Here is a 22,905-nt window from a genome sequence, read left to right on the forward strand (position 1 = left end):
CTGTCGGCCGGGCTGCCGCTCATCGAGGACGGGTCCCGGCCCTCCTCGATGAGCGGTGGCCAGCAGATGCGCAACCGCCCCGACCGGCCGGCCGGCCGGGGCGGCCCCCGACACTCGATCCGGCCCCGACCTGCGGCTGTCCGACCTCGCCCCTCGTCGTCGAAGGCGTCGTCGGGCGCACCCGGCGACCGCAGCCCTTGTTGTCAAGTGGCTGTCGCGACGAGGGCGGCGCTGAGGGCTTCGGCGGGGGTGGACGGTCCGCGGCTCTCACCAGCGGACGGGGAGTTCGCGGGGGCCTCGGACGAAGGTCTCCTCGCGCCACCGCACCCGGTGCGGCGGTCCGGCCAGGGCGAGTCCCGGCAGGCGCCGCGCCAGGGCCTCCAGGGCGGCCCGCAGCTGCGTCCGGGCCAGCGCGGCGCCGACGCAGTGGTGGGCGCCGTGGCCGAAGCCGATGTGCGGGTTGTGCCCGCGTCCGATGTCCAGGGTGTCGGGGTCCTCGAAGACGTCCGGGTCGCGGTTGGCGGCGGACAGCTCGACGATCACGGACTCCCCGGCGCGGACCGTCACCCCGCCGACGTCGGTGTCGGCGAGAGCGAAGCGGGGGAACGAGCCGATGGACAGCAGCGGCACGTAGCGCAGGAGCTCCTCGACCGCTCCGGGGACCAGCCCCGGATCGGCGGCGAGCCGCGGGTAGTCGCCGCCGCGCAGCAGCAGGTAGGTGAAGTTGGCGATCTGGCTCGCGGTCGTGTCGTGGCCCGCGATGAGCAGGGGCCGCAGCAGCGCCCGCAGGTCGGCCACCGCGAGCCCGCCCTCCGGGCCGCGGACCCGGGCCAGCGCGCCGATCAGGTCGTCGGTGGGGTTCCCGGCGCGCTGGACGGCCAGGCCGAGCAGGTAGTCGTCTACGTCGGCCAGCGCGCGTCCGATCGCCTCGGGGGACCGGCCGGAGGTGTCGACCAGGGTGTCGGTCCAGGACCGGAACCGGGGCCGGTCCGCCGACGGCACGCCCAGCAGTTCGCAGATCACCTCGACGGGCAGCGGCAGCGCCAGGCGGTCGACCAGGTCGGCCGGGGAGCCGGCCGCGGCCATCTCCTCGACCAGCTCCTCGGCGATGCCTTGGATCCGGGGGCGCAGCGCCTCCACCCGCCTGGGGGTGAACACCCGGGCGACCAGGCCGCGCACCCGGGTGTGGTCGGGCGGGTCCAGCGCGGCGATGTTCGCGCCGACCGGGTCGACCGGTGTCATCCGGGGGACGCCGTCCGGGGCGATCCCGGCGCGTTCGGCGTCGCGGCCGAACCGCGGGCTGGACAGCACCAGCCGGGCGTCCTCGTGCCGGGTCACCAGCCAGGCGCCGCCGCCGAACGGCAGTCGGACGCGGACGGGGGACGCGGACCGGCGGAACGCGGCCAGCCGGGCGGAGGGGGTCAGCGGCTGCTCGTCGGGAAAGGGGAAGAGGGGGGCGGCGCTGTCCGAGGTCATGGGGGGTGTCCTGTTCGGTGCCGGGCGCCGGGGCGCGCTCTCCCGGTGACGGAGAGGCCCGGGGCAGGGTGGGGTGTCGCTGCCAGCCCAAGGTATCGGGAGGAGCGGCGGGGCGTCTGTCCTGGCGGGCACGGCGGCGGTCCCGTCGGGAGAGGGCCTCGGGCGGGTCAGCCGAAGGAGCTGAGAAGCAGCAGGAGAAGGGCGGTCAACGCGACCGAGACCAGGATCGACAGGAAGCAGCCGAGACGGCTGCTGAAGAAGACGAACACGATGCCTCGCCGGGCTTCTCGGAGGTCGGGTCGGGCTGGGGCGGCCGGGCGGATCCCCTGGTGTCCCGGCCGGAGACGTCCAACGATTCGGCCGGGTGGTCCTTCCCGGCCGTCGCCGGTCGGTGAGGACCAGGGAATCCCGCACGACCTCCGAAAAGGCCGGTAGCGGCCTTTTCGGAGGTCGTGCGGGCCCGCGTCGGCATGTCGCCGCGGGGCTGGGCCGTCGGGCCGGGCCGCAGCCCGGGGCGGGGGTCGTGAGCCGCCCGCCCCGGGCGCGGTCCCGGGCCGACAGCCCGGGGCGCTCGTTCCGCCGATCCCCTATGAGCAGTGCCTGAAGACGCTCACGCCGGACAGCTCGTCGTTGCCGACACCCCTGTAGGGGAAGTTGCCGGCCCTGTTCTTCGGGAAGAACGCCGAGGGCCGTGTGCCGGGGTCGTGGGCGTGGAAGAACCCGCAGAAGCCGAATGAGCCCCACGCGCTCGCCTCGTCGTTGAACCGGGCGGGAACGTAGTAGAGGCCGGGCTCGACGAAGTAGAGCTCCCAGCCGCGGCGCTGCGCCCGCGAACCCCAGGGGCCGTGCTCCGTCACCACCACGTAACGGGTTTCGTGGCCGTCCCCGTGACCGTGTCCGTGTCCGTAGCCGTCCCCGTGTCCGTGGCCGTCCCCGTGACCATGTCCGTGTCCGTGACCGTCCCCGTGGCCGTCATCGCAGCCGTGGCCGCCCCCGTGTCCGTGGCCGCCCCCGTGGCCGTAGCCATCCCCGTGGCCACCCCCGTGGCCGTAGCCGCACCCGTCCGGACCGCGCCCCTGGGAACGCTCCGAGGCGCTCTCGTCAATGCGTTGCAGGCACTCCGCCCCTTCTTGGCTGCCCGCCTTGGGCGCGAAGACCACCGCGCAGCCGGGAAGGGTCACCGGCTCGGGCTGTTCGGCCGCCGCGACGGTGCTGGTTCCGCTGACCGCGAGGGCCGTTGCGAAGACCCCGGCGAAGGCGGCTCTGGTGAGACGACACATGATTTCCCCCGATTGTCGCTCCTTACGGTAGCCATATGATTACATATAGTGGTTGGAAGTGCACCCCTCCGACCCGGGGGCGGCGTCAGGGGAGGCGGGGGAGGCGACCGGCCCCCGGCGCCGGTGCGGCGCGGTTCGCGGCGGCCTCGAGCCCGTCCAGCAGAAGGACGAGCCCGGCCTCGAAGGTCTCCCGGGCCTCCTGCTCCAGGTACGGCGTGGTCTCGTCCTCGTTTCGGAACCCTCCCCGGGCCTCGAGCCAGGCCACCGCCGGAAACCGCTCGGCGAAGTCGGGGGCGACCTCCGTCAGCAGGGCCGAGCGGGTGTACCACCACTCCTCCTCCGACACCCCGGTCGCTTTCGGGGCCTGCCACGTCTCCGCGATCGTGCTCGCGGTGCCGCGTACGAAGTGCAGCAGGGTCCCGACGGCGCGCCGCAGCATCCGGGCCTCCAGGCCGGTCGGGCGCAGGACGCGCACCGCGGTGTCGAGCATGACGTACTCGTTGGGTCCCAGCACCGACCGCGCCTGCGACACCTGGAGCAGCCACGGGTGCCGCAGGTAGAACGCCCAGAGGTCCGCGGCCCAGGACGACGCCGCGGCCCGCCAGTCCGCGTCCGGGTCGTAGTCGGCGGGCAGTTCCGCGAGGGCCTGGTCGTACATCAGGTCGACCAGCTCGCTCTTGCTCTGGACGTAGGTGTAGAGGGCCATGCCGGTGCGTCCGAGCCGCTCGCCCACCGCCCGCATGGACAGCGCGGCCATCCCCTCCTCGTCGGCGACGGCGATCGCCGCGTCCACGATCGCGTCCACGCTCAGTCCGGGTTTGGGTCCCGGGCCGGTCCGCGCCCCGCCGGCCTCCGGCGCGCGCCACAGCAGGGCCATCGAACGGCGTGCGTCGCCCTGTCCGGCGAAGACGGCCACTTGCAACTCCTTGTGACATAAAGTAACTTGTCCGAGCTATCACTTTATACCTTAAAGAAATCAGGAGAGGCGGCATGGACCCCCTGCCCCCCAGCGGCCGACGCTCCCCCGCGGACAGCCACGACGTCATCGAGGTCCGCGGCGCCAGGGAGAACAACCTGGCCGATGTCTCACTGGACATCCCCAAGCGCAGGCTCACCGTCTTCACCGGTGTCTCGGGTTCGGGGAAGTCCTCCCTCGTCTTCGGCACCATCGCGGCGGAGTCGCAGCGCCTGATCAACGAGACCTACACGGCCTTCGTCCAGTCGTTCATGCCGAGCCTGGGCCGCCCCGACGTCGACGCGCTGCGCAACCTGAGCGCGGCGATCGTCGTGGACCAGGAGCGGATGGGCGCGAACTCCCGGTCCACGGTCGGCACGGCGACCGACGCCCACACGATGCTGCGGATCATCTTCAGCAGGCTCGGCACCCCGCACGTCGGCACGTCGACCGCGTTCAGCTTCAACAGCGTCGAGGGCATGTGCCCCGCGTGCGAAGGGCTTGGCAGGGTCTCGGACATCGACGTCGGCCAGCTCGTGGACGTCGAGCGCTCCCTCAAGGAAGGGGCGATCACCGTCCCGGGCTTCGCCGTGGACTCGTGGTACTGGCAGAGCCTGGCCCTGTCCGGGCTGGTTGACCCCGACGCCAAGCTGAAGGACTACACCCCCCGGCAGTGGGAGGACTTCCTCCACAAGCCCGCCACCAAGGTCAAGATCGGCACCACCAACGTCACCTACGAAGGGCTCGTGGTGAAGGTGCGGCGGCTCTACCTCTCCAAGGACCGGGAGTCGATGCAGTCCCACGTCCGGGAGTTCGTGGACCGGGCCGTGGTGTTCACCCGCTGCGGGGCGTGCGGCGGCGGCAGGCTCAACCCCGCCGCGCTGGCCTCCAGGATCAACGGCCGCAACATCGCGGAGTGCTCGGCCATGCAGATCAGCGACCTGGCCGGGTTCGTCCGGGGCATCGAGGACGCGTCGGTGGGGCCGCTGCTGGCATCCCTGCGCAACACCCTGGACTCGCTGGTGGAGATCGGCCTGGGATACCTGAGCCTGGACCGCGAGTCCGGCACCCTGTCGGGGGGCGAGGCCCAGCGGGTGAAGATGATCCGGCACCTCGGCTCCAGCCTGACCGACATCACCTACGTCTTCGACGAGCCCACGGTCGGGCTGCACCCGCACGACATCCAGCGGATGAACGGCCTGCTGCTGCGCCTGCGCGACAAGGGGAACACGGTCCTGGTCGTCGAGCACAAGCCCGAGACGATCGAGATCGCCGACCACGTGGTCGACCTGGGGCCGGGGGCGGGCCCGGCCGGAGGACGGGTGTGCTTCACCGGCGACGTGGCCGGGCTGCGGGCCTCCGACTCGCTGACCGGGCGCCACCTGGACCACCGGGCCCGGCTGCGCGAGCGGGTGCGCGAGCCGCGCGGGCACCTGTCGATCACCGGCGCCAACCTGCACAACCTCAAGGACGTGAGCGTCGACATCCCGCTCGGCGTGCTGACCGTGGTCACCGGCGTCGCCGGGTCGGGCAAGAGCTCGCTGATCCACGGCTCGCTCCCCGGCCGGGAGGGCGTGGTCGTGGTCGACCAGTCCGCGATCCGGGGGTCCCGCCGCAGCAACCCGGCCACCTACACCGGGCTGCTGGACCCGATCCGCACCGCCTTCGCCAAGGCCAACGGGGTCAAGGCCGCCCTGTTCAGCGCGAACTCCGAAGGCGCCTGCCCGAACTGCAAGGGCATCGGCCTGGTCTACACGGACCTGGCCATGATGGCCGGGGTGGCGTCGGTCTGCGAGCAGTGCGAGGGCAGGCGGTTCACGTCCGAGGTGCTCACCCACACGCTGCGCGGCAAGGACATCAGCGAGGTCCTCGCCATGTCGGTGGCCGAGGCCCGCGACTTCTTCACCTCCGGGCAGGCCAAGGCGATCCTGGGGCGGCTCTCCGACGTGGGCCTGGGCTACCTGGGACTGGGGCAGCCCCTCACCACCCTGTCGGGGGGCGAGCGGCAGCGGCTCAAGCTGGCCATCCGCATGGCGGAGAAGGCCACGACCTACGTGCTGGACGAGCCGACCACCGGCCTGCACCTCGCCGACGTGGACCAGCTCCTGGCCCTGCTGGACAAGCTCATCGACGACGGCAACACGGTCGTCGTCATCGAGCACCACCAGGCCGTGATGGCGCACGCCGACTGGCTCATCGACCTCGGCCCGGGCGCGGGCCAGGACGGCGGCCGGGTCGTGTTCACCGGAACCCCCGCCGACCTCGTCTCCCAGGGGGGCTCGCTCACCGCCGAGCACCTGCGCGCCTACCTCAAGGAGTCCGGCCCGCGCTGACCCCGGACGGCGCCCGCTCCCCGGTCCGGAGGCCGGGGAGCGGCGGCGCCGAGGCCGCCGAGGGGCGCGCGGTTAGACTCGGCCCGACGAGACACATCGGCGAGGCGGGGGCGCGATGACGGGCTGGGTCGACCACGCGGTGTGGTGGCACGTGTACCCTCTGGGGTTCACCGGGGCGCCCGGAAGCGCCCCCGCGCCGGGGGAGCCTCCGGTCCCCCGGCTGGGGGCGCTGGAGCCGTGGCTGGACTACGCCGTGGAGCTGGGCTGCTCGGGACTGGCCCTGGGGCCGGTGTTCGCCTCCTCCACGCACGGATACGACACCGTCGACCACTACCGCGTCGATCCGCGCCTGGGCACCGGCGCGGACTTCGACCGGCTGGTCGCCGCGGCCCGGAGCCGGGGCCTGCGCGTCCTGCTGGACGGGGTGTTCAACCACGTGGGCCGCGCCTTCCCCCGGTTCGCCGAGGCCGTGGAGCGGGGTCCCGGCTCCGAGGCGGCCCGCTGGTTCCGGCACGTGCCCGGAGGCGGCCCCGCCGACTACGAGGTCTTCGAGGGCCACCACGCGCTGCCGCTGCTCGACCACGCGGAGCCCGGGGTCGGCGACCACGTCGCCGACGTCATGGGGCACTGGCTGGACCGCGGCGCCTCGGGCTGGCGGCTGGACGCCGCCTACGCGGTGCCGCCGCGCTTCTGGCGCTCGGTGCTGCCCCGGGTCCGGGCCCGCCACCCCGACGCGTGGTTCGTCGGCGAGGTCATCCACGGCGACTACGCTGGCTACGCCGCGGACAGCACCCTGGACTCGCTCACCCAGTACGAGCTGTGGAAGGCGCTGCGCGGCTCGGTCGAGGACGCCAACCTGTTCGAGCTGGCCTGGGCCCTCAAGCGGCACAACGCCTTCACCGAGGCGTTCACCCCTCTGACCTTCGCCGGGAACCACGACGTGACGCGGCTGGCCAGCGCCCTCACCGACACCCGCCACATCGGCCACGTGCTGGCCGTGCTGTTCTCCGTGGCCGGGGTCCCCGCCGTCTACTACGGCGACGAGCAGGCCTACCGGGGGGTCAAGGAGGAGCGCGAGGGCGGCGACGACGACGTGCGGCCCGCCTTCCCGGCCGGACCCGGCGAACTGGCCCCCTGGGGCGCCGAGGTGTTCCGGACGCACCGCGACCTCATCGGGATGCGCCGGCGCAACCCCTGGCTGGTGCGCGCCCGCACCGAGGTCCTCCACCTGGACAACCGCGCCATGGCGCTGCGCTGCGCCGCCGACGGCCCCGCCGGGCCGGTGATGGTGCTGCTGAACCTGGACGACGCCCCGGTCCGGTTCCCCCTGGACGGCCCGCTGCCGCCGGTCGCGGTGCGCGGCGGGGGCCCGGCCGCCGCGGACCCGCGCGAGGTCCCCGGCCACGGCTGGACCGTCCTGTCCCCGGACTGATTCCGCGGGTCCACGGCAGGAGAAACCGCGCGGCAGGCCGTCGCGGCTTCCCTCGTGTTGCTCCCGCCGATGGCGGGCCCCGGGGCGACACTGGCGGAGGAGGAACCATGGCCGCGCGAACGGCGAAGCGGGTTCTGGGCACGGCGGTAGCGTGCGGAACCCCGCGCCGGGCGCGAATCTCGCTGGTGAGGACATCCGATGGACTGGAACGCGATCCTGCTGCCAAGCGCGCCGACACTGGAACTCGTCGTGCGCGGAAGTATCACCTTCCTGTCGTTGATGCTGCTGCTCCGACTCGTCGGCCAGCGGGAGGCCGGGGGCCTCGGGATCACGGACCTGCTCGTGGTCGTGCTGGTCACCGACGCGGCCGGAGCAGGCATGACCGGCGACTCCAACACGGTCGCCGACGGTCTGGTGCTGACGGTCACCATGCTCTTCTGGAGCGTCGCGCTCGACGCGGCCGCCTACTGCTGGCCGGGTTTCGCCCGCGTCGTCAAGGCCCGGCCGCGGCCGCTCATCCGGGACGGGCGACTCAACCGCCGGGTGATGCGGCGCGAGTTCATGTCGGAGCAGGAGGTGCTCTCCCAGCTGCGGCTGCACGGCATCTCCGACCCCGCCTCGGTCGCCCGCGCCTACCTGGAGCCCAACGGGATGGTCAGCATCATCCCCGGGGAGGGCACGCGCACCTGACCCGCCCGGACCGTCGACCACGCGACCGCCCGGACCACGGATCCGACGCGTGGGACGTCGGCGTCAGGACCACCGGCGGGACCCGTGCGGCGACCGCGAGCCGGTCACCGGGGCAGCAGGTGGGCGAGGGCGTCATCGGGGGCCGGGTAGGGGCGCTCCTCGGGGAGGAGGCGGGCGGCGGCGGCCAGGTCGCCGCCGCGCACCAGGGCGCGGACCTCGCGCGCCAGCGGGGTCCGGTCGGTGACGGAGACGATCCACTCGTCGGCGTACCGGTGCGCGGCCTCGCCCGACAGGCCGAGCTGGAGGGAGCGGTACGGCAGCGGACGCAGCCGCAGGTCGCGTTCGGGGTCCCACTGGACGCGGGCCGGGGAGCGTTCCAGCCGGTCCTTCCAGGCGGCCCGGTCCGGGTGGGCGCCGCGCTCGTAGTGCGAGAGGCACGCGCGGCGCAGCGCCCACTCGAACCCCGCGCGGGTGATCTCGACGGCCAGGACGGTCTCCTGGTCCCGCGCGGCGCCCCAGTCGCAGCGGTGCATCATCCACAGGAACGACGGCTTGACCCACGTCATCCGGTTCCGCCGCCAGGAGGCCGGGAAGCGGCCGTCGCGGGCCGCGGGGAGGCCGATGCCCGGAGAGTACGCCTGGTAGACGGTGACGGTGGACTCGGTGTGGAGCGCGCGGATCCGGCGCTCGGGCTCTTCCATGGGGACCAGGATGGGGGAGGCGGTCGGGGGACGGCCACCGGTTTTCGGGCCCGGGGCGGCGGGCGGGGCCGCCGTCACTCCCGGTCGTCGAGGAGGCCCGCGTCGTGGACCAGCAGCGCGATCTGGACGCGGTTGTTGAGGTCGAGCTTGGCGAGGATGCCGGAGACGTGCGTCTTGACCGTGGGGACGCCGAGGTGGAGCACGGCCCCGATGTCGGCGTTGGACCTGCCCTGGCCGACCGCGACGGCGACCTCGCGTTCGCGGCCGTTCAGCAGCGCCAGGCGCTCCCGGGCCCGGGAGCGGCGCAGGTCGTGGCCGGAGCGGGCGACGCGGTCGATGAGGCGGCGGGTCACCGCCGGGGACAGGACCGGGTGGCCCCGGGCCACCCGGCGCACCGCGGTCACGATCTCCTCGGGCGGGGTGTCCTTGAGCAGGAACCCGGCGGCGCCGGCGCGCAGGGCGCGCAAGACGTGCTCGTCGGCGTCGAAGGTGGTCAGGACGACGACCTCGGGCGCGCCCCGGCGGGCGCGCAGGGCCTCGGTCGCGGCCAGCCCGTCCACCGACGGCATCCGGATGTCCATCAGCACCACGTCGGGGGCGTGCCGGTCGACGAGGGACGGGACCTCGGAGCCGTCGCCCGCCTCGGCGACGACGCGGATGTCGGGGGCGCCGCCCAGCATCATCGCCAGGCCGACGCGCACCAGCGGGTCGTCGTCGGCGACGAGCACGCGGACGGTCTCGGGCGCGGGGGTTCCGGGTTCGGTCACGGCGACCACGCTAGCCAGGCCGCCAGCCGCCAGCCACCCGACGGGGTGGGGCCGTGCTCCAGGCGCCCCTCGGCCAGGGCGACGCGCTCGGCCAGGCCCACCAGGCCCTGGCCGAACCGCGCGTCGGGGGCGGGCGCGGCGGCGGGGGCGGTGTTGCGTACCTCGACGGTCAGCCCCCGGCCCGCCTCCCCCGCGACGCGGACGCGCACCGGGGCCCCGGGGGCGTGCTTGCGGGCGTTGGTCAGGCCCTCCTGGACGATCCGGTAGGCGGTGCGGCCCACCCGGTCCGGGACGGTCCCGGTGACATCCTCCTCCAGCTCCACCCGCGTCCCGGCCCGCTCCGACTCCTCGGTGAGCCGCCGGACGTCGGCGAGGGTGGGCTGGGGCAGCTCGCCGACCGGGGCGCGCAGGACACCCAGGACCTCGCGCAGGTCCTGCAGCGCCCGGTGCGCGTTCTCCCGGATCACCCCGGCCGCGCGGGCGACGTCCTCGGGCGGCGCGTCGGGACGGTACTCCAGCGCGCCCGCGTGCACGCTCAGCAACGACAACCGGTGGCCGAGCACGTCGTGGATCTCCCGGGCGATCTCCTCCCGGACCTGGTTCCGGGCCCGCTCGGCGCGAAGGCGGGCCTCGGACTCGGCCCGGCCGAGCAGCGACAGCGCGAGCCGGCGCCGGTGGTGGACGAACAGGCCCCAGCCGACCGCGGCGCCCTGGAGCGCGGAGCCGAACAGCAGCAGGAGGACGGGGCCCGCGTCGGGTTCGGGGCGCAGCACCACGTAGCAGCTCGCGGAGAGCAGGCTCAGCCCGAAGACGGCCGCCGTGGTCCGCGGCGGCCGGTGCACCGCCACCGTGAACAGGCCCACCAGCATCGCGCCCGCGACCATCTCGGAGAACGCGGACACGGCGACCAGGGCCACGGCGGTCTCGGTCGGCCGGCGGCGGCGCAGCCACAGCGCGGCGCAGCCCAGCGCCCCGGTGGCCTGGTCGAGGGTGAACAGCCACGGCGGGGGCAGGGGGTGCGTCTCGAGGCGCGTGGCGGCGAGCACCAGGCCGAAGCCCGCGGCGGCCAGGAACAGGGCGGAGTCCACGGCCCAGTCGCGGGGGCTGCGCCGGGGCCTCGGCGGGGTCTTCTGCTCGTTCATCGTGCCGAGAGCCTACGGCCCGGGACGAAGGTCGGGGCCGGTGCGGGCGCCGGTCCATACCGAAGTCGGGGAGGTCGATACCTCGGTCGGACGCGGGGGCCGAACGGCGGGACCCCGGTCGGGAGGGGCGGTCCCGACGGCCGATCCGCGCGGGGGCGACGGAGGCCTAGCGTTCGGGGCATGCGCAAAGCCATCCAGTTCCTCGGGGCCTACCTGGTCCTGTCGGGGATCAGCGGGGTCGTCGACCACCTCGCCGTGCAGCCCGTCATGGGCGTCTTCCTCAACTTCTTCAACCGGGTCGTCATCCCCCGCGTCGACTTCCTGACCGGCTACGAGGTCTTCGCGAACCTGGTCCTGTCGGCCATCGGGGTGGCCGTGGTCGTCGCCGCGGAGAGGACGGAGCCGTGACGGAGGCCGAGGGGAGTCCGCCGCGTCCGCGCCGCCGGGTCCGCTGGCCCCTCGCCGCGGGACTCCTGGTCCTGGCCCCGCTGAGCGCCGAGTACGCCACCGGCTACGACAGCAGCACCGGCGACCCGCTGGCGCTCCTGGGCGGCCTGCTGCTCCTCGCCCCGCTGTACGGGGCGCCCGCCCTGCTGATCCGCGAGGCGGCCCGGCGCCTGGGGGTGCGCTGGCCGGGGGTCCTCGCCCTCGCGGCGGCGTTCGGGGTCGTCCAGGCGGGGGTGGTGGACCAGTCGCTGTTCAGCGAGTCGTACCGGCGGATCGAGTACTGGGACGAGATGCTCCTGCCGACGTTCGTCGAACCGCTGGGGTTCAGCGTCTACCTGGCCATGGTCTTCGTCGTCGGCCATGTCGTCTGGAGCTTCTGCGTCCCGATCGCGCTGGTGGAGTCGCTGGGCCCCGACGCCTCCGGGCGGCCGTGGCTGCGTCTGCCGGGGCTCGCGGGAGCGGTGGCGCTGTACCTGGCGTCGGCCGCGTTGATCCTGTCCGACCACCTCGCGACCGAGGCCGACCACGCCTCGGCCGCCCAGGTCTGCGGGGCGCTCGCCACCGCCGCGGCCCTGGTGGTCCTGGCCCTCACCGCGGGCCGCCGCCGCCCCCCGCTCCGGGACGCCGCGGTGCCCCGGCCCCTCGCCGTGGGCGTGGCGGCGCTGGCCGCGGCGGTCGCGTTCAACCTCGTGCCGGAGAGCAGGGCGGGCACCGCCGCCGGGCTCGCCCTGCTCGTGCTCGCGGCCGCGGCCGTCGGCCGTCTCGCGCGGTCCGCGCGCTGGGGAGGCCGCCACGTCGCGGCGCTCGCGGCGGGGGCCCTGGTGGCCCACTCCGTCATCGGGTTCCTCGCCGTCCCGCTGGGCGACGTCGAACCGCTCGCCAAGTACGCGCACAACACCGTGTTCTTCGCGGGTTCGGTGCTGCTGGGCGTGTGGGCGACGCGGCGCGCCCGCCCGGCCGGGGACGCCGGGCGCTGAGACGGGGCGGGGCCGACCGGGCCGGCCTCAGAAGTCGACGGTGAGGTGCTCGCCGATGTGGGCGCGCAGGACGGCGGCCATGTCCACGGACGCCCGGTTCAGGAGCCACTGCACCTGGAGGCCGTCCATGAGGGCCACGACGCCCTGGGACGCGACGCGCGGGTCGACCCCGGCGCGCAGCGCGCCGCTTCTGGCGGTCTCCGCGAACGCCTCCTCGATCAGGGAGGTCGTGCGCGTGTAGCGGTCGGCGAAGAACCCGTGCGCCGGGTGGCCCGGGGCGGTGGCCTCGGACGACAGGACGCAGTAGAGCTCGACGATCCCGGGCTGCTCGGTGTTGCGGAGGGTGAGCTCGACCAGGCGGCGCAGCAGCTCCACCCCCGTGACGCTCCCCAGGCCGCTGCGGGCGGCGTCGACCTCGTCGCGGCGCTTGAGGACCTCCAGCAGCAGCGACTCCTTGGTGGGGAAGTGGTGCTGCAGGCCGGCGTGCGTGATCCCGCACCGCTGCGCGATCTCGCGCAGCGACGCGGACCGGTAGCCGACCTCCCCGAAGAGGGCGATGGCCTCGTCCAGGATCTGCTCGCGCTTGGCGCGCCCCTTGGCGTAGCCCCGTTGTCGCCGATCGTCCGCCATCGCTCCCTTTCCCCGGCCGGGTCCGGTCCGTGCACGGCAGCGTAGCGCCGAGGGGCGGAACGGCAAAAGGGGAAACCTTCCACCTGGCAGGTTTTCTGTTGTATGGTGAACCACGTCACCTCCGCAGGCCCGGGGAGAGGGCCCCGCCACGTCTGCGACCCCGGAGGAGACCGTCGGCCGGACGCGCGGCCGGAGGCCCCACGGCAGAGCATCGGAGAGAGCCCATGGCGACCACCGCAGCATCCGGCACCGCGCCCGAGGACGGGTTCGACGTCCCGGCCCTCCTCCAGGAGCTGACCCTGGAGGAGAAGGCCGGGCTCCTGGACGGCTCGGACTTCTGGCACACCCAGCCCGTCGAGCGCCTGGGCATCCCGGCGGTCATGGTCACCGACGGGCCGCACGGCCTGCGCAAGCAGCCCGCCCAAGGCGACCACCTCGGCCTCGGCGACAGCGTCCCGGCGACCTGCTTCCCGCCGGCGGCCGGGATCGCCTCGTCCTGGGACGTCGACCTCATGACCAGGGTCGGGGCGGCCCTCGGCCGCGAGTGCCGCGCGGAGCGGGTCTCCGTGCTGCTGGGGCCCGGGGTCAACATGAAGAGGACCCCGCTGTGCGGCCGCAACTTCGAGTACTACTCCGAGGACCCGGTCCTGGCGGGGGAGCTGGGCGCGGCGTTCGTCCGCGGCGTGCAGAGCCAGGGCGTCGGCACGTCGCTCAAGCACTTCGCCGTGAACAACCAGGAGACCGGGCGCATGTCCGTCTCGGCCGAGGTCGACGAGCGGACTCTGCGCGAGATCTACCTCCCGGCGTTCGAGCGCGTGGTCACCGGCGCGCGCCCGTGGACGGTCATGTGCTCCTACAACCGCGTCAACGGGGTGTACGCCTCGGAGGACCCCTGGCTGCTCACCGACGTGCTGCGCGGCGACTGGGGGTACGACGGCCTCGTCGTGTCCGACTGGGGGGCGGTCAACCGGCGCGCCGACGCCGTGGGCGCGGGCCTGGACCTGGAGATGCCCTCGTCCGGCGGCTCCGGGACCCGCGCCGTCCTCGACGCCCTCGCGGCCGGCGAGCTGAGCGAAGAGGACGTCGACCGCGCGGTCGGGCGCGTGCTGCGGCTCGTCGACCGCGGCCGGGCCGCCCTGGAGCCCGGCCACGCCTTCGACGCGGACGGGCACCACGCGCTCGCCCGCGAGGCGGCCGCCGCCAGCGTGGTGCTGCTCAAGAACGAGGGGGGCGTCCTCCCCCTCGACCCCGCGTCGGGCGGCGCGGTGGCCGTCATCGGCGAGTTCGCGCGGACCCCCCGCTACCAGGGGGCCGGAAGCTCCCAGGTGGTCCCCACCCGCCTGGACGACGCGCTCACGTGCCTGCGGGAGGCCCTGGGCGGCGCCCGCGACGTCACCTTCGCCGCCGGTTACGCCGTCGACTCCGAGGCGGCCGACCCGGCGCTGGTGGCCGAGGCCGTCGAGCACGCCCGCGCGGCCGAGGTCGCCGTCGTGTTCCTGGGCCTGCCGCCCTCCTACGAGTCGGAGGGCTACGACCGGCCCCACATGGACCTGCCCGCCCAGCAGGTCGAACTCCTGGCCGCGGTCGCCGAGGCCAACCCGAACACCGTCGTCGTGCTGTCGAACGGTTCGGTGGTCACGCTCGAACCGTGGCAATCCCGCGCCAGGGCCGTCGTCGAGGGATGGCTGCTCGGCCAGGCGGGCGGCAGCGCCATCGCGGACGTGCTGCTGGGCCGGGTGAACCCCTCGGGCAAGCTGGCGGAGACGGTGCCGGTGCGGTACCGGGACAACCCGACGATCGGCGCTTTCCCCGGCGAGCACGGAACGGTCCGCTACGGCGAGGGCCTGCTCGTCGGCTACCGGTGGTATGACGCGCGCGGACTCGACGTCGCCTACCCGTTCGGGCACGGGCTCTCGTACACGACCTTCGCCTACTCCGACCCGCGGGCCACCGTGCTGGACGACGGGGCCGAGCCCCGGGTCGAGATCGCGTTCACGGTCGCCAACACCGGATCGCGGGCCGGGAAGGAGACCGCCCAGGTCTACGTGGCCGACCCGCAGGCGTCGGTCCACCGCCCCGAGCAGGAGCTCAAGGCGTTCGCCAGGGTCGACCTCCAGCCGGGCGAGAGCACGCGCGTGGTCCTGGTCCTGGACGCCCGGGCCTTCGCCTACTGGCACACGCCGCTGCGCCGCTGGGCCGTCGAGGGCGGCCTCTTCGAGCTGCGTGTCGGCGCGTCCTCGCGCGACATACGGCTCTCGGCCACCGTCGAGCTGTCCGGCGAGGACGTCAGGGCGCCGCTGACCCCCGCCTCCGAGGTCGGGACCTGGCTCGACCACCCCACGGCCGGGCCGCGCCTGCGCGAGGCCCTGGGGGTGGGCCCCATGGCGGGGATGCTCGATGACCCCCAGCACGGCCGGATGTTCCGCTCGATCCCCCTCGACCGGTTCTCGCGCTTCCCCGGATCCCCCGTCACCGAGCGGCAGCTGGAGGACTGGGCCGCCGAGGCCGACGCCGCGCGTTCCTGACCGCGGACCGCCGCCCCCGGCCCCCGCCCGGGGCAAGGGGCGGCTCCTCGCCGACTACGGCGTGATCGAGGCCGTCCGGGACCGGGGAGCGGCCGGTGACCAGCGGTTCGGCGAGCCTCTTGCGCCCACGGCCGTCAACAGTGAAAGGTGGAAACGCGCGGAGCGGGCACCGGACTAGGGGGTGGTCGGGTATGTCCCAGGACGCCGGTGACACCGGGAACGGACTGGACGGGGTACTCGAGCAGGCGCTGTCGCGGCTGATCCTGCTGGCCGAGGTGAGCACCGTCCTGGGCAGCAGCCTGGACGGTGACGACGTGCCGCGGCGGCTCGCCCGGCTGCTGGTGCCGCAGCTGGCCGACTGGTGCGAGGTCGACCTGCTGGAAGACGGCCTGTACCGCGCCGCGCTGGTGCACCGCGACTCCGACACGGTGCTGCCCCCCGAAGCCGAGAGAGCGCTGCCCGACCCCGATCCGCTCTCGAAGAGCCCCGTGGAGCGCGTGCTGGCGGGGGAGGGGCCGCTGCTGGTGGAGGAGTTCGCCGCCGCCGCCACCCCGCTGGAGCGCGCGCACAGGGAGCTGACCGACGCCCTGGGCGCGCGCACCGAGATCCTGGCCCCCCTGCACGTGCGGCAGCGCGTCCTGGGGGTTCTGAGCCTGGTGCGCACCGACCCCGAGCACCCGCTGACAAAGGACGACCTGGCCCTGGTCGAGGACGTGGCGCGCCGGGCGGGGCTCGCCCTGGACAACGCCCGGCTCTACGCCGCCCAGCGCGACGCCGCCCAGGACTTCCAACGCGCGCTGCTCCCCGTGCTGCCCGCCGTGGACCACCTGAAGCTGGCGGCCCGCTACACCGCCGCCCAGGTCGGGGCAGAGGTGGGCGGGGACTGGTACGACGCGTTCGTGCTGCCCGACGGCGTCACCGCGCTGGCCGTCGGAGACGTCAGCGGGCACGACCTGGCGGCCGCGGTGCAGATGTCGAAACTGCAGAACATGCTGCGGGCGCTGGCGTGGGACAACGTGGAACCGCCCAGCGGGGTGATGCGGCGTCTCGACGGCCTCTTCCAGTACCTGTCCGACGAGCGCACGGCCACCGCCGTCTACGGGCGCGTCGAAGGGCCGGTCGGCGGCCCGTGGCACTGGCGCTGGTGCAACGCGGGCCACCCGGCGCCGCTGCTCGTCACCCATGAGGGCAAGACCCGCTACCTCACCGAGGGGCACGGCGTCCTGCTCGGATTCGACGCCTCCTACCAGCGCCGCGACGCCAGGGAGGCGCTGCCGCCGCTCTCCACGCTGCTGCTCTACACCGACGGCCTGGTCGAGCGCCGCGGCGAGCTGCTCGACCGGGGGATGGCCCGGCTGCGCCAGCAGGCGGCGCTGCTGGCGAGGGAACCCGTCGACGCCTTCTGCGACGGCATCCTGGCGGGCATGCCCACCGTCCCCGAGGACGACGTCGTCCTGCTCGCCCTGCGCGTCCCTCAGGCGGACCCGGGCGCGACCGGCCAGAGCGGGCCGCCGGTCAGCGCCCGGTCGGTACCTCGCCGGTCTCGGTGAGCCGGCGCGCCACCTCGCGGAGTTTGACGTTGGACTCCATGGACGCCCGCTTGAGCACCTCGAAGGCCTGCTCGCCGGTGATCCGGTACCGCTCCATCAGGATTCCCACCGCCGCGCCGATCTCCTGGCGGGTGGCGTAGCCGGCGCGCAGGGTCTCGGCCCGCTGGGCGGCGGCGATCGCCACGGACGCGTGCGAGGCGAAGACCCAGCCGATCTCCCGCGCGCGCTCGTCGAAGGCGCGCGGCTCGCGCGAGTACAGGTCCAGCGCGCCGAAGACCCCGTCGTGGGCGAACAGCTCGAAGCCCATCATGCTCGCGACCCCCAGCGCCACCGCCCTCGGCCGGTAGCGCGGCCAGCGGGTCTCCGCGGCCATGTCCGGGACCAGGAAGCTGCTCTCGTTCCGGGCGGCGTCCAGGCACGGCCCCTCGTCGCACTCGAACTGAGCCCGGTCCGACTCCCTGACCAGGTCGCCCGACGCCGAAGGGGTCTCGAAGTCGCGCCGCCGGTCCAGCACCAGGACGCCCGCCTCCTCGCAGCCGTCGACCGTCTCCACCGCCAGCCGGACGATCGCGTCGAGGACGTTCGGCAGCGCCTCGTGGGCGATCAGCCCTCTGGCGACCTCGGCGAACACCTTCGTGAGCTCTTCGGGTCGGACGTCACTCACGGAACCACTCCTCGCACGGATCGCGTCCCCGGGCATCCGCGACCCGGGGCCCATTCCCCTACCCCGAAGGGGTTCCGTCAGTCCACGGGCGCGGGGAGCGGCCGTCAGAGGACGCGGACCGCGCCTTCGGACGGGGAAGCGGTGAGTACGGCCGGAGCGGCGAAGCCGCTGCGGGCGAAGGCCGCGCGCACGGCCGCCCCGACCCCGTCCGCGTCCCCGGAGCGGACCAGCGCGATCGCGGAGCCGCCGAACCCGCCGCCGGTCATCCGGGCGCCGAGGGCGCCCGCCGAGAGGGCCGCGGACACGGCGGTGTCGAGTTCGGGGCACGAGACCTCGTAGTCGTCGCGCAGCGAGGCGTGGGAGGCGTCGAGCAGCGGGCCGGCGTCGGCGGCGCGGCCCGCGCGCAGCAGCGCCGCGACGTCGCGGACGCGGCCGATCTCGGTGACGACGTGCCGGACGACGCGCCGCAGCCCGTCCCCGGGCAGCAGGCCCAGGGCGGCGTCGAGGTCGTCGACCTCGCGCAGCGACGACACGCCGAGGACGGCGGCCGCCCGCTCGCAGGCGGCGCGCCGGGCGGCGTACTGGCCGTCGACGAGCCGGTGCGGCGCGCGGGTGTCGATGACCAGCAGGGTGAGACCCGCCGCCGCGAGGTCGAGCGGCACGTGCTCGACCGAGCCGTCGCGGCAGTCCAGCAGCAGGGCGTGGTCGGCGCGGCAGCGCAGTGAGGCGGCCTGGTCCATGCCGCCGGTGGGGGCTCCGGCGACCTCGTTCTCGGCGCGCACGCAGGCCGCCGCGAGCCGGGCGCGGCCCTCGTCGTCGGTGGGCAGCCCGGCCAGTTCGGCGGCGGCGAGGGCGACGGAGCACTCCAGGGCCGCGGAGGAGGACAGGCCCGCCCCCACGGGGACGTCGGAGTCGACCGCCACGTCGAGCCCGGCCAGGTCGGCGCCCTGCCCGCGCAGCGCCCAGACGACACCGGCGACGTAGGCGGCCCAGCCGCCGACCCCGCCGGGGGCGATGTCGCCGACGCGCCCGGTCCACGGGTGCTCCTCCTGCGCCGACACCAGTCGCAGCACGTCGTCGCCGCGCCGCCGGACCGCCGCGCGGGTCCGCATCGGCAGCGCTGTCGGCAGGCACAGCCCGGCGTTGTAGTCGGTGTGCTCGCCGACCAGGTTCACCCGCCCGGGCGCCGCCCACACGCCGTCCGGCTCGACCCCGAACCGCTCGCGCAGCAGCGCCGCCGGGTCCACCGCGGCGCTCATCCCGCCGTCCCCTGTTCCGCCACCTCGCGCAGCCGCGCGGCGACCGCCTCGGGGGCGGTGTCGTTCACCCAGGCGGCCATGCCCGACTCCGAGCCCGCCAGGTACTTCAGCTTCCCCGGGGCGCGCAGCACCGAGAACAGCTGGAGGTGGAGGCGGCCCAGGGCGCGGTCGCGGCGCACCGGCGCCTGGTGCCAGCCCGCGATGTAGGGCAGGCGCTCGACGCCGTCGAAGAAGCGGTCCATGCGGCGCAGCAGGTCGAGGTAGACGTGGGCCAGTTCGTCGCGCTCGGCGTCGTCGAGTTCGGCGAGGTCGGCCACGTCGCGGTGCGGCGCCAGGTGCACCTCCACCGGCCAGCGCGCGGCCGCGGGCACGTACGCCGACCACGCCTGCCCGGACAGGACCATCCGGCTGCCCGCGGCGCGCTCGGCGTCGAGCACGTCCCGCAGCAGGTTGCCGCCGGTGGCGGCGCGGTGGGCGGCGGCCCGGCGCAGCAGCGCCTCGGTGCGCGGGGTGACGAACGGGTAGGCGTAGACCTGCCCGTGCGGGTGGTGCAGGGTCACGCCGATCTCCTCGCCGCGGTTCTCGAAGCAGAACACCTGCTCCACCCCCGGCAGGGCGGACAGCTCGGCGGTGCGGTCGGCCCACGCCTCGACGACGGTGCGGGCGCGGCGCGGTCCGAGGTCGGCGAACGCCGAGGAGTGCTCGGCGGTGAAGCAGACGACCTCGCAGCGTCCCGCCGCCGCCCGCTGCGGCCACAGCGGGTCCCCGTCCACGGGGTCGGCCTCCCCGGGTTCCCCCGAGAAGGACGGGAAGCGGTTCTCGAAGACGGCGACGTCGTAGTCGTCGGCCGGGACCTCGCCCGGCTCGCGGCCCGTGCCGCTCGGACACAGCGGGCACAGGTCGGCCGGGGGCAGGTGCGTGCGCGTCATCCGGTGCGCGGCGATCGCCACCCAGTCCCCGGTCAGCGGGTCCCGGCGCATCCGCGTGGAGCGCCGGACCGGGGCCAGGTCCCGGCGGTCCACCAGCTCGCGCGTCGCGCCGCCCGAGACGTAGGGCTCGGAGTCGTCGAAGTACAGCAGCTCCCGGCCGTCGGCCAGGCGGGTCGCCGTCCGGCGCACCGAACCGGGGACCGCCCTGGACACCCCCCTCGGGGGGGCGCTCACCGCGCACCGTCCTCGGCCAGGACCAGCCGTCCCACCCGCTGGCGCAGCAGCCGCCGGGCGTCCGCCGACAGGCCGTCGTCGCTGACCAGGACGTCGACCTGGTCGAGGTGGACGATCGTGCTCAACCCCACCACCCCCCACTTCGTGCTGTCCGCGAGGACCACGGCGGACCGGGCGCTGGCCACCATGGCCTGGTTCGTGGCCGCCTCCAGCAGGTTCGGGGTGGTCAGCCCGGCCTGCTCGTCGATCCCGTGCACCCCCAGGAACAGCCAGTCGACGTGCAGGTTCGTCAGGGCGCCCAGGGCGACCGGGCCCACGAGCGCGTCGGACGGGGTCCGGACGCCGCCGGTGAGGACGACGGTGAGGTCCCGCCGCCCCGACTGGTGCAGCAGGTCGGCCACCGGGAGCGAGTTGGTGACCACCGTCAGGTCCGCGACGGCGAGGAGCTCGCGGGCCAGGGCCAGCGTCGTGGTGCCCGCGGACAGGGCGACCGAGTCGCCGGGCGAGACCAGCGGGACGGCCTCGCGCGCGATCGCCGCCTTCTGCTCGGTCTGCAGCGCGGACTTGGCGAGGAAGCCCGGCTCGTCGGTGCTGCGCCCGCCGGTCGCCGCGACCCCGCCGTGCACGCGGTGCACGAGCCCTTTACGGGCGAGGTCGGCGATGTCGCGCCGGACCGTCATGTCCGACACGCCGAGCGCGTCGACCAGGTCGGACACGCGGGCGCCGCCGTGTCGGCGGACCTCCTCCAGGATCCGCTCCCGCCGTTGCTGCGCGAGCATCAGGGCTCCTCTCTCACCACGGCCGACCCTCCGGCGGGGAGCACGAGATCGCCGTCGACGTCCGACCCCGAGACCAGGTCGCGGCCCCGCGCGCGCACCCGCGCCGGGGCGCGCCCGTGGTTGAGCGCGAACAGCCAGGAGCCGCCGCCGTCGGCGCGCCGCCGGACCAGCTCGACCTCGCCCTCGCCGCCCCGCAGCGGCGCGGTCGGGTGGACGCCCGCCTCGGCGCGCACCCGTCCCAGCAGGGCGCGCCAGGAGGAGCCGCCCAGCCGGGTGGCGACGTACCAGGCGGCGCCCCGGCCGACGGCACGCCGGGTGACGGCGGGCGTGCCGGGCAGCGGCCCGTCGGTGTAGCGGGCCAGGACCTCCGCGTCGTCGGCGTCCAGGTCCTCGGTCCAGACGGTGCCGGTGGAGCCGTCGTCGAGGCGGACCCGCTGGCCGGGGGCGAGCGGGAAGAACTCCTGGGCGCTCACGCCGAGCAGGTCGCGGAAGGCGCCGGGGTAGCCGCCGAGCCTGACGTGGCCGCGCGGATCCGCGACGCCGGAGAAGTAGGTGACGACGACGTGCGCCCCCGCCTCGGCGGCCCGCCGCAGGGCCGGGGCGAGGTCGTCGTCGCACAGGTGCAGCGTCGGCACGACGACCACCCGGTAGCGGGACAGGTCGGCGTCGGGCGGGACGACGTCGGCGACCACGCCGTCGGCGCGCAGCGCCCGGTGCACGTCGCGCGGGGCGTCCAGGTACCGCAGCTCCCCGCTGGGCACGGAGTGGGTGTCCACCGCCCACCACGAGTGCCAGTCGAAGAGCACGGCGACGTCGGCGTCGACGGTGCTGCCCCGCACCTCCGCGATCTCGCCGAGCACCCGGCCCAGTTCGAGCACCTCGGCCCAGCGGCGGGTGGGCCGCTCGACGCTCCCGGTGCCCGCGTGGGGGACCAGCGCGGAGTGGAAGCGCTCGGCGCCCGCGCGCGAGGCCCGCCACTGGAAGAAGAGCACGCCGTCGGCGCCGTGGGCGACGTGCGACAGGGAGGTCCGCAGCATCTCGCCGGGCACCTTGGCGTAGTTGACCGGCTGCCAGTTGACGGCGCTGGTGGAGTGCTCCATCAGCAGCCACGGCCGCCGGCGGGCGACGCCGCGGGTCAGGGACGCGGAGAAGGACAGCTCGGCCGGCGGGTCGGCGACCCTGCCGTCGACGTAGTGGTCGGTGGAGACCAGGTCCTGCTCGGCGGCCCAGCGCGCGTAGTCCATGTCGCGTGTGCCGGTGTTGACCATGAAGTTGGTGGTCACCGGGACGTCGGGGGTGATCCGCCGGAGGACGGCGGCCTCGGCGGTGTACTGCTCCAGCAGGGCGTCCGAGGAGAAGCGGGCGAAGTCGAGCAGCTGCCCCGGGTTGGACTGCGCGGTGCTCGCCGACGGGACCACGACCTCGTCCCAGTCGTCGTAGCGCTGGCTCCAGAAGGCGGTGCCCCAGGACTCGTTGAGCGCCTCGACGTCCCCGTAGCGCGCCGCGAGCCAGCGCCGGAAGTGCGCGGCCGTGGCGTCGCAGTAGCAGCGCGAGTTGTGGCACCCCAGCTCGTTGGAGACGTGCCACATCGCCAGCGCGGGGTGGTCGGCGTAGCGGGTCGCGAGGGTCTCCACGAGGGCGAGGGAGCGCTCGCGGTAGGCGGTGGAGCTGGGGCACCAGGTCTGCCGGCTGCCGATCGCGTACCGGGTGCCCCGTTCGTCGACGGGCAGCGCCTCGGGGTGCAGGCGCGTCAGCCACGGCGGCGCCGCCGCGGTGGCCGTGGCCAGGTCGACGCGGACGCCGTGGTCGTGCAGCAGGTCCAGCACCCGGTCCAGCCAGCCGAGGTCGTACTCCCCGGGGCGCGGCTCCAGGCGGGCCCACGCGAAGACCCCGACGGTGACCAGGCCGACCCCCGCCCGCGCCATCAGCGCGGCGTCCTCGGCCCAGACCTCCTCGGACCACTGCTCGGGGTTGTAGTCCCCTCCAAGGGCGATGCCGGTCACTTCCCGTGGCCATCGTGTCATGGCGCAAGCCTGCCCGGACTTCGAACAGAAGTCAACATTTACCAACATCGCCCTGGCGGGGTCCCGCCGGTCCACGCCGCGCGCCGGTCCGGTCCGGCGGCCGAGGTCGCG

The 22,905-nt window shown here is 74.8% G+C and carries 19 protein-coding genes; 7 read left to right on the plus strand and 12 right to left on the minus strand.

Annotated elements, in window-relative coordinates:
* Positions 1 to 267: 267 nt before the first annotated feature.
* The 3 genes from EV190_RS04535 to EV190_RS04550 all read right to left on the minus strand — a co-directional run bounded on the left by EV190_RS04535 (position 268) and on the right by EV190_RS04550 (position 3,672).
* Positions 268 to 1,476: a cytochrome P450 gene (locus tag EV190_RS04535; protein WP_133740192.1), complete on the minus strand. Its 1,209-nt coding sequence runs from the start codon at positions 1,474 to 1,476 to the stop codon at positions 268 to 270.
* Between the two features lie 587 nt (positions 1,477 to 2,063).
* The gene (locus EV190_RS23650; RefSeq protein WP_243742350.1) at positions 2,064 to 2,339 is read right to left on the minus strand and encodes a hypothetical protein; all 276 of its coding nucleotides are present in this window, start codon (positions 2,337 to 2,339) and stop codon (positions 2,064 to 2,066) included.
* A gap of 502 nt (positions 2,340 to 2,841) precedes the next feature.
* Positions 2,842 to 3,672, minus strand: a complete 831-nt coding sequence (locus tag EV190_RS04550) for a TetR/AcrR family transcriptional regulator (RefSeq protein WP_133740193.1) — start codon at positions 3,670 to 3,672, stop codon at positions 2,842 to 2,844.
* Between the two features lie 74 nt (positions 3,673 to 3,746).
* On the opposite strand from EV190_RS04550, the gene EV190_RS04555 reads away from it, so the two are divergent.
* The 3 genes from EV190_RS04555 to EV190_RS04565 all read left to right on the plus strand — a co-directional run bounded on the left by EV190_RS04555 (position 3,747) and on the right by EV190_RS04565 (position 8,166).
* Entirely contained in the window at positions 3,747 to 6,044 is a 2,298-nt protein-coding gene (locus EV190_RS04555; protein ID WP_133740194.1) for an ATP-binding cassette domain-containing protein, read from the plus strand.
* Positions 6,045 to 6,159: 115 nt separating this feature from the next.
* Positions 6,160 to 7,476: an alpha-amylase family protein gene (locus EV190_RS04560; protein ID WP_133740195.1), complete on the plus strand. Its 1,317-nt coding sequence runs from the start codon at positions 6,160 to 6,162 to the stop codon at positions 7,474 to 7,476.
* Positions 7,477 to 7,674: 198 nt separating this feature from the next.
* Positions 7,675 to 8,166 (plus strand): DUF421 domain-containing protein, encoded by a 492-nt coding sequence (locus tag EV190_RS04565; RefSeq protein ID WP_133740196.1) that lies wholly within the window; start codon positions 7,675 to 7,677, stop codon positions 8,164 to 8,166.
* Between the two features lie 104 nt (positions 8,167 to 8,270).
* Here EV190_RS04565 and EV190_RS04570 read toward each other — a convergent pair whose 3' ends face one another.
* The 3 genes from EV190_RS04570 to EV190_RS04580 form a co-directional block, all read right to left on the minus strand.
* Entirely contained in the window at positions 8,271 to 8,867 is a 597-nt protein-coding gene (locus EV190_RS04570; RefSeq protein ID WP_133740197.1) for a DUF4291 domain-containing protein, read from the minus strand.
* A gap of 74 nt (positions 8,868 to 8,941) precedes the next feature.
* Entirely contained in the window at positions 8,942 to 9,634 is a 693-nt protein-coding gene (locus tag EV190_RS04575) for a response regulator transcription factor (RefSeq protein WP_243742351.1), read from the minus strand.
* Complete coding sequence (locus tag EV190_RS04580; RefSeq protein WP_133740198.1) at positions 9,631 to 10,776, minus strand: sensor histidine kinase; 1,146 nt, start codon at positions 10,774 to 10,776, stop codon at positions 9,631 to 9,633. The genes EV190_RS04575 and EV190_RS04580 overlap by 4 nt, the downstream gene beginning before the upstream one ends.
* A gap of 180 nt (positions 10,777 to 10,956) precedes the next feature.
* Between EV190_RS04580 and EV190_RS04585 the strand changes: the two genes are divergently transcribed.
* Both EV190_RS04585 and EV190_RS04590 read left to right on the plus strand, forming a co-directional pair.
* Positions 10,957 to 11,184, plus strand: a complete 228-nt coding sequence (locus EV190_RS04585; RefSeq protein WP_133740199.1) for a hypothetical protein — start codon at positions 10,957 to 10,959, stop codon at positions 11,182 to 11,184.
* Entirely contained in the window at positions 11,181 to 12,200 is a 1,020-nt protein-coding gene (locus tag EV190_RS04590) for a hypothetical protein (RefSeq protein ID WP_133740200.1), read from the plus strand. Before EV190_RS04585 ends, EV190_RS04590 begins: the two co-directional genes overlap by 4 nt.
* A gap of 27 nt (positions 12,201 to 12,227) precedes the next feature.
* On the opposite strand, the gene EV190_RS04595 is transcribed toward EV190_RS04590, so the two are convergent.
* Complete coding sequence (locus tag EV190_RS04595) at positions 12,228 to 12,830, minus strand: TetR/AcrR family transcriptional regulator (protein WP_133740201.1); 603 nt, start codon at positions 12,828 to 12,830, stop codon at positions 12,228 to 12,230.
* Between the two features lie 224 nt (positions 12,831 to 13,054).
* On the opposite strand from EV190_RS04595, the gene EV190_RS04600 reads away from it, so the two are divergent.
* Positions 13,055 to 15,355, plus strand: a complete 2,301-nt coding sequence (locus EV190_RS04600; protein WP_133740202.1) for a glycoside hydrolase family 3 C-terminal domain-containing protein — start codon at positions 13,055 to 13,057, stop codon at positions 15,353 to 15,355.
* Between the two features lie 191 nt (positions 15,356 to 15,546).
* Complete coding sequence (locus tag EV190_RS04605) at positions 15,547 to 16,905, plus strand: PP2C family protein-serine/threonine phosphatase (RefSeq protein ID WP_133740203.1); 1,359 nt, start codon at positions 15,547 to 15,549, stop codon at positions 16,903 to 16,905.
* Here EV190_RS04605 and EV190_RS04610 read toward each other — a convergent pair.
* From EV190_RS04610 to EV190_RS04630, 5 genes are all read right to left on the minus strand, one after another.
* Positions 16,871 to 17,569 carry a GAF and ANTAR domain-containing protein gene (locus EV190_RS04610; RefSeq protein ID WP_208113041.1) on the minus strand — a complete coding sequence of 233 codons (699 nt, stop codon included), beginning with the start codon at positions 17,567 to 17,569 and terminating at the stop codon, positions 16,871 to 16,873. The genes EV190_RS04605 and EV190_RS04610 overlap by 35 nt on opposite strands.
* A gap of 104 nt (positions 17,570 to 17,673) precedes the next feature.
* A complete protein-coding gene (gene galK, locus EV190_RS04615; RefSeq protein ID WP_133740204.1) occupies positions 17,674 to 18,828 on the minus strand; it encodes a galactokinase in 1,155 nt (384 codons plus the stop codon).
* Positions 18,825 to 19,946, minus strand: a complete 1,122-nt coding sequence (galT, locus tag EV190_RS04620) for a galactose-1-phosphate uridylyltransferase (RefSeq protein ID WP_133740454.1) — start codon at positions 19,944 to 19,946, stop codon at positions 18,825 to 18,827. Before galT ends, galK begins: the two co-directional genes overlap by 4 nt.
* Positions 19,947 to 19,987: 41 nt before the next feature.
* On the minus strand, positions 19,988 to 20,770 hold the full coding sequence (locus EV190_RS04625; RefSeq protein WP_133740205.1) for a DeoR/GlpR family DNA-binding transcription regulator: 783 nt from the start codon (positions 20,768 to 20,770) through the stop codon (positions 19,988 to 19,990).
* Positions 20,770 to 22,794 carry a beta-galactosidase gene (locus tag EV190_RS04630; RefSeq protein ID WP_133740206.1) on the minus strand — a complete coding sequence of 675 codons (2,025 nt, stop codon included), beginning with the start codon at positions 22,792 to 22,794 and terminating at the stop codon, positions 20,770 to 20,772. The genes EV190_RS04625 and EV190_RS04630 overlap by 1 nt, the downstream gene beginning before the upstream one ends.
* Positions 22,795 to 22,905: the final 111 nt, after the last annotated feature.

The sequence above is a fragment of the Actinorugispora endophytica genome (genome assembly GCF_004363075.1).
In the GTDB taxonomy this organism is placed as follows: Bacteria; Actinomycetota; Actinomycetes; order Streptosporangiales; family Streptosporangiaceae; genus Actinorugispora; species Actinorugispora endophytica.

Bases quoted from the DNA above. Each gene is read 5' to 3' on its own strand.
- galK (WP_133740204.1), bottom strand. From the start codon at position 18,828: ATGAGCGCCGCGGTGGACCCGGCGGCGCTGCTGCGCGAGCGGTTCGGG.
- EV190_RS04605 (WP_133740203.1), top strand. From the start codon at position 15,547: ATGTCCCAGGACGCCGGTGACACCGGGAACGGACTGGACGGGGTACTC.
- EV190_RS04535 (WP_133740192.1), bottom strand. From the start codon at position 1,476: ATGACCTCGGACAGCGCCGCCCCCCTCTTCCCCTTTCCCGACGAGCAG.
- EV190_RS04565 (WP_133740196.1), top strand. From the start codon at position 7,675: ATGGACTGGAACGCGATCCTGCTGCCAAGCGCGCCGACACTGGAACTC.
- EV190_RS04630 (WP_133740206.1), bottom strand. From the start codon at position 22,794: ATGACACGATGGCCACGGGAAGTGACCGGCATCGCCCTTGGAGGGGAC.
- EV190_RS04555 (WP_133740194.1), top strand. From the start codon at position 3,747: ATGGACCCCCTGCCCCCCAGCGGCCGACGCTCCCCCGCGGACAGCCAC.
- EV190_RS04625 (WP_133740205.1), bottom strand. From the start codon at position 20,770: ATGCTCGCGCAGCAACGGCGGGAGCGGATCCTGGAGGAGGTCCGCCGA.
- EV190_RS04595 (WP_133740201.1), bottom strand. From the start codon at position 12,830: ATGGCGGACGATCGGCGACAACGGGGCTACGCCAAGGGGCGCGCCAAG.
- EV190_RS04600 (WP_133740202.1), top strand. From the start codon at position 13,055: ATGGCGACCACCGCAGCATCCGGCACCGCGCCCGAGGACGGGTTCGAC.
- EV190_RS04580 (WP_133740198.1), bottom strand. From the start codon at position 10,776: ATGAACGAGCAGAAGACCCCGCCGAGGCCCCGGCGCAGCCCCCGCGAC.
- EV190_RS04560 (WP_133740195.1), top strand. From the start codon at position 6,160: ATGACGGGCTGGGTCGACCACGCGGTGTGGTGGCACGTGTACCCTCTG.
- EV190_RS04585 (WP_133740199.1), top strand. From the start codon at position 10,957: ATGCGCAAAGCCATCCAGTTCCTCGGGGCCTACCTGGTCCTGTCGGGG.
- EV190_RS04570 (WP_133740197.1), bottom strand. From the start codon at position 8,867: ATGGAAGAGCCCGAGCGCCGGATCCGCGCGCTCCACACCGAGTCCACC.